Genomic DNA, 5291 nt, shown 5'->3' on the forward strand with positions numbered 1-5291 from the left:
ACAATAGAGCTGAACGTGCAGTAAAACCGTTTGTGATAGGCCGAAAAAATTGGTTATTTAGCCAAACGGCTAACGGTGCACATGCCAGTGCCGCCCTTTACAGTATTGTGGAAACCGCCAAAATAAATGGTCTAATCCCATTTGATTACATCATGGTTTGCCTTGATGAACTGTGTAAACCAGAACCCAATATCGATAGCTTGTTACCCTGGAATTTTAAACAGTAGGTGTGGTTCGCTAGACGGTTACCTTTCTACAACTGATTTGAACAGTTACATGGCAATCGCCCCTTTTATAACCGAAGTTAAAAATAGAGGTTTATGCAGTTCCGGAACTCTAAAAGTATAGCGTGGTGTTTCTAATAAGATGGCGGAAAAGCGGTATATGGGCTGTTTTTTAGAACGCTCTAAATATAACGCCAAGTAACAATTTAATCCTGGCTCAACCAACTCTCGTCGGGTTAATTGCTGCTTTATGTGTTGGACGGATTCTATACTAAAGTTTTATTTGACTTACGTAATATTCGGCATATTATAAATAAATAAATAAATAAATAATATATATATATCAATGGATTAGTAATTTTATGACTAGAAATCATTCGGGTAATGAAGTTAATTTTGGCAGCGCGGATATATTATTATCCACTACAGAGTTAGACAGTAAAATAACCTACGCAAACCCCGAATTTTGCAAAATTGCCGGATTTACCCTGGATGAATTGAAAGGCAACCCACATAATCTTGTCCGACATCCGGATATGCCAAAACAGGCGTTTAAAGATTTATGGAGTTTTGTTCAGCAGGGTAAATCATGGATGGGGCCAGTAAAGAATCGCTGTAAAAATGGTGATTATTATTGGGTTAATGCCTATGTCACACCCATTAAAGATAGTCATGGCAAAATACAAGAGTATCAGTCGGTAAGAACCAAGCTCGATAATCAAGTGAAGGACAATGCCACTGCCATATACGCTAAATTAAACAAAGGTGAAACGCCGCGGGCTTTAAGAGCCAGTATCGATGCAACCGCAATCATACAAGGCCTGTTGTTTTTTTTGTGTTTGGCTTTTGTTGCGATGATGATTTTTACAAATATCCCCTGGCTGCTGAGCATTCCCTTATTAATTGTGACTCTCATTTCCGCAATATTCTTTACAACCTGGCGAAGCAAGTACCGCAGATTGCTCGATGATGCAAAAGCTGTGTTTGACAACCCTTTAATGAGTTACATATATACGGGCCATAACGATGTGGTAGGCAATATTCACCTGGCCTTAAAAATGCGTAAGGCAGAGATAAACGCCATAGTTGGGCGGGTGAATGATGTATCAATAAACATTACGGACGCCGCGAACGAGACCAATAGTGCCAGTGACATGGTGGCAAAATATTTGGCTGAGCAAAATGCCGAAACGGCACATATTGCGACTGCAATTAACCAAATGGCGGCTACCGTACAAGATTTGGCTAAAACGGTATCTGTGGCCGCACAGGCTTCTGATGAAGGAAGAAACATATCTGAAGCAGGTCAGCAAGTTGTTGATTCAACTGTAAGGGCTATAAATGAGTTATCTAGTCAACTTGCAGAAGTTGATAAGGTGGTTACCCGCCTGACTGAAGGGTGTAACTCGATTGGTAGGGTATTGTCTGAGATTAGCGGTATAGCCGACCAAACCAATTTACTTGCTTTGAATGCTGCCATTGAAGCGGCACGAGCAGGAGAGCAGGGACGGGGATTTGCGGTTGTTGCTGATGAAGTAAGAACCCTTGCAAAGCGAACACAGCAGTCTACAAAAGAGATTAATACCCTGCTTGCACAACTTCAACTGGAATCAAATAATGCAGAGAGTGCAATGAAAGTAGGTAAAAAACTGTCTGAAAATTGTGTGATTTTGTCTGAGAAAACAGGGGAATCGTTGCGTAACATACACACCGAAGTAAGCAAAGTATCAGATATGAATACACAAATTTCAGCAGCAATTGAAGAACAATCTGTGGTAACAGAGCTGGTGAGTAAAAATATTGTTAGAGTTAATGACCTGGCCGTGGTGAGCGAAGAGAATGGAATAACGGTGTCACGACTGGCCGCGAGCTTATTAGAGCAATTGCGGGTACAGAAAAGTCTAATTGAACAATTTAGAGGTTAGGTTATTATGGCAGCCTACTACGTAGTAGCGCAGACATTATCTGAGCATCATTTTTTTATGGATCCGACCAAATCTCATCGCAAAAGTTGAATAACTTCATTACCAAACTTGATGCCGCGGTAGAAGAGCACATGAAGTGGACACGGCGTGTATTGCGCACCTCACTTGGTTAGCATGTGCTTGCGCCGCTTGCCCTATGCGGTTGGTTACATTGCCAGAAAAAGTCTATCACTCACTGCAATCAACAATAACTGCATAATAAGTGTGTATTTAATTTTTCTTAGGAATTTTTATGTCTCCGTTTTATCCTGATTTATTACATTTAATACCCGACACTATAATCGTTGTAGATAATAAAGGTGAAATCACGTGGGTTAACGATTCGGTAACAAAACTATTAGGTTATCAACCAGCAGAGTTAGTTGGTAAAACCGTAGAGTGTTTGATACCTAAACGTTATCGAGAAAAGCACGTACCTATTCGCAACTCATTTATTAGTCACCCAACTGAACGCTCGATGGGAACGGTTGCCGGATTATGGGCGCTCGACAAAAATAAGAAAGAAATACCTGTATCTATAGAGCTTAATCATTACAAAGAATCAGGAAATACTTACACTGTCTGTTCAATGCGAACGTTAACCAAAAAAGAGTTGGTAATCACCGCACTTTATAAAATGCAGGAACGATTAGAGTTTTCACAATCATTAGCACATGTAGGAACTTGGGATTGGGATATTACCAACGAAACACTAGTTTGGACCGATGAAATATACCGAATATTTGGATTAACACCGCAAGAATTTGACGCAACATATAAGGCATTTCTTAGCTGTATACACCCTGATGATAGGCAATCAGTTATTGATGCTGTTAATACAGCAATTTCTGATGATGTCCCCTACGAAATAATGCATCGCGTCGTTCAGCCTAGTGGCGAAGTAAGACATGTACTAGAAAAAGGCCATGTCATTCGCGATAAAAACTCCATGCCTGTTCGTATGCTAGGGGCGGTATTAGATGTCACACAACTAATTGAAAAAGAAGGAAAAATTACGCAACTTGCACATTTTGATGAGCTTACCCAGTTACCTAATCGCGTTTTATGTCGTAAAAAACTAGAAGATAAAATAGCCATAGCGCAATTGAATAATAAAAATTTTTCTGTTTTGTATATTGATTTAGATAACTTCAAAAACATTAATGATACGCAAGGTCACTTGATAGGTGACGAATTTTTAAATGAAATTGCTGTAATATTATCCAACAACCTCCCCAAAAACACATATTTGGCTAGACTTGGAGGTGATGAGTTTATAGCCATATCTGACTTCTATGATTACAATTCAGTAACAGACAAAAAAATCAATTGCTTTGTGAGCAAATAACTTCACTATTACAAATAAGAAAATCTTATACCAATTGTGTTGTCGATATCACAGCAAGTATTGGTGTCGCTGTTTTTCCTTTGCATGGAAAAAGTTTTAACGAATTATTAAGATCTGCTGACCAAGCAATGTATCAAGTCAAAGGGAAAGGAAAAAACAATTACGAAGTCTATAACTCAGAGATTGAAGAAAAAAGAATAAATCAACTCAAACTCGTTTCAGATATGCGTACAAGTTTGCAAAATAATGATTTTCAGGTTTACTATCAGGCAAAGCAAAGTTTAAAGAACAGCAGCTTAGCTGGGTGTGAGGCACTAATACGGTGGGATCATCCCAAATTAGGCAGAGTTTCTCCTATTGAGTTCATTCCTTTAGCCGAAAAATCAGGTCTTATTATACCCTTAGGTAAATTTGTACTAGATAAGGCTTGCCAGTTTGCAAAAAACTGGCAACACCATTCAACACTGCCAATTACAGTATCAATCAATGTATCTGCCGCACAACTTAAATCAGAATTTTTTGTTGATGATATAAATGAATCAATCAAAAAAGCCGGAATTGAAGGAAATCAAATTGAATTAGAAATAACAGAAAGCTTACTGATGGAAGATATTGAAACAACTATTAAAACATTACTGAAATTAAAGAGCATAGGCGTTGCTATTTCAATTGATGACTTTGGCACTGGCTACTCTTCACTAAGCTATTTAAAGAAACTCCCCGTTGATACATTGAAAATTGATAAAAGCTTTATTGATGGCCTGCCAAGGAAAGAGGATGATTCAGCAATAGTATCTAGTATTGTAGCGTTAGCAAATAGTTTACAACTAAAAACAGTCGCAGAAGGTGTAGAGAGTCAAGAGCAAAAAGTATTTTTGTCCGTTTTAGGTTGCGACGCTATACAAGGGTATTTATATAGCAAGCCTATACCTGAACATGAATTCTTTCTTGAGTTCGTTTAATCCTTACTTGCTGGTTTTACCATTGCGGCTATTACTTACACGGGATTTTTCATACCCCAAATGCTCATCCATTTCCACGTTCAATGCCGCTTCAACAGTGATTGTTGGTCTAAATCAAGTCCAAGTTGTGTGTACTCAGTTGCAGGAGACTCAAAACCAACGAGACCTGCATGAGCTTTAATAGGAATAAATTTCAACGTGCACTGTTATTATATAAGGGGTATCCTGTTAGCTCCACTACCCACTACATGTTGTGTTTAGCGCTCTTTGATATTTTCATAGCTAACGGGTGGTGTAACCACCGCTTGTTCAAGTAATCTATAAAATAGTAGACCACGTGAATGAGAAGCTCGACGATTAAAACGAAAGGCATATTCGTCGAGATAACTATCTAAATGTTCATGCCCCACCGAACCTTGATGAGTTCCTAATATCCACCTTTTCAATAGTGATGCGACTCTATGCACACCCGCTAATGTTTGATGGGCTGGCTCTTCAGACCCAAGCTGAACCAATTTATTACGTTCATAACCAAGCTCATAAAGTAACCGTCTAGCGAACCACACCTACTGTTTAAAATTCCAGGGTAACAAGCTATCGATATTGGGTTCTGGTTTACACAGTTCATCAAGGCAAACCATGATGTAATCAAATGGGATTAGACCATTTATTTTGGCGGTTTCCACAATACTGTAAAGGGCGGCACTGGCATGTGCACCGTTAGCCGTTTGGCTAAATAACCAATTTTTTCGGCCTATCACAAACGGTTTTACTGCACGTTCAGCTCTATTGT

5 protein-coding genes and 2 pseudogenes are annotated in these 5291 nt (G+C 38.9%); 4 read left to right on the top strand and 3 right to left on the bottom strand.

The annotated features are described in order from the left end of the window. From L5M49_RS24680 to L5M49_RS24695, 4 genes are all read left to right on the top strand, one after another. A partial coding sequence (locus L5M49_RS24680) for a transposase domain-containing protein (protein ID WP_263180492.1) occupies positions 1–227 on the top strand: 227 nt, incomplete at its 5' end. Positions 228–586: 359 nt separating this feature from the next. Beyond that, positions 587–2149 carry a PAS domain-containing methyl-accepting chemotaxis protein gene (locus L5M49_RS24685; protein ID WP_263180493.1) on the top strand — a complete coding sequence of 521 codons (1563 nt, stop codon included), beginning with the start codon at positions 587–589 and terminating at the stop codon, positions 2147–2149. A 292-nt stretch (positions 2150–2441) separates the two neighbouring features. Continuing rightward, on the top strand, positions 2442–3536 hold the full coding sequence (locus L5M49_RS24690) for a bifunctional diguanylate cyclase/phosphodiesterase (protein ID WP_263266977.1): 1095 nt from the start codon (positions 2442–2444) through the stop codon (positions 3534–3536). Continuing rightward, on the top strand, positions 3518–4498 hold the full coding sequence (locus L5M49_RS24695) for a putative bifunctional diguanylate cyclase/phosphodiesterase (RefSeq protein ID WP_263266978.1): 981 nt from the start codon (positions 3518–3520) through the stop codon (positions 4496–4498). The genes L5M49_RS24690 and L5M49_RS24695 overlap by 19 nt, the downstream gene beginning before the upstream one ends. A 104-nt stretch (positions 4499–4602) precedes the next feature. Here L5M49_RS24695 and L5M49_RS24700 read toward each other — a convergent pair. The 3 genes and pseudogenes from L5M49_RS24700 to L5M49_RS24710 form a co-directional block, all read right to left on the bottom strand. After that, a pseudogene (locus tag L5M49_RS24700) lies at positions 4603–4695 on the bottom strand (S24 family peptidase); the annotation flags it as partial. A 60-nt stretch (positions 4696–4755) separates the two neighbouring features. After that, positions 4756–5055 (bottom strand): annotated as a pseudogene (locus tag L5M49_RS24705) (transposase); the annotation flags it as partial. Positions 5056–5064: 9 nt separating this feature from the next. After that, positions 5065–5291 (bottom strand): transposase domain-containing protein (locus tag L5M49_RS24710; protein WP_263180492.1); only part of this gene is annotated, 227 nt, incomplete at its 5' end.

Origin of the sequence: Shewanella sp. SM74 (assembly GCF_025653725.1) — a bacterium.
In the GTDB taxonomy this organism is placed as follows: domain Bacteria; phylum Pseudomonadota; class Gammaproteobacteria; order Enterobacterales; family Shewanellaceae; genus Shewanella; species Shewanella oncorhynchi.

Coding starts and splice junctions, on each gene's coding strand:
- L5M49_RS24690 (WP_263266977.1), top strand. CDS start 2,442: ATGTCTCCGTTTTATCCTGATTTATTACATTTAATACCCGACACTATA.
- L5M49_RS24685 (WP_263180493.1), top strand. CDS start 587: ATGACTAGAAATCATTCGGGTAATGAAGTTAATTTTGGCAGCGCGGAT.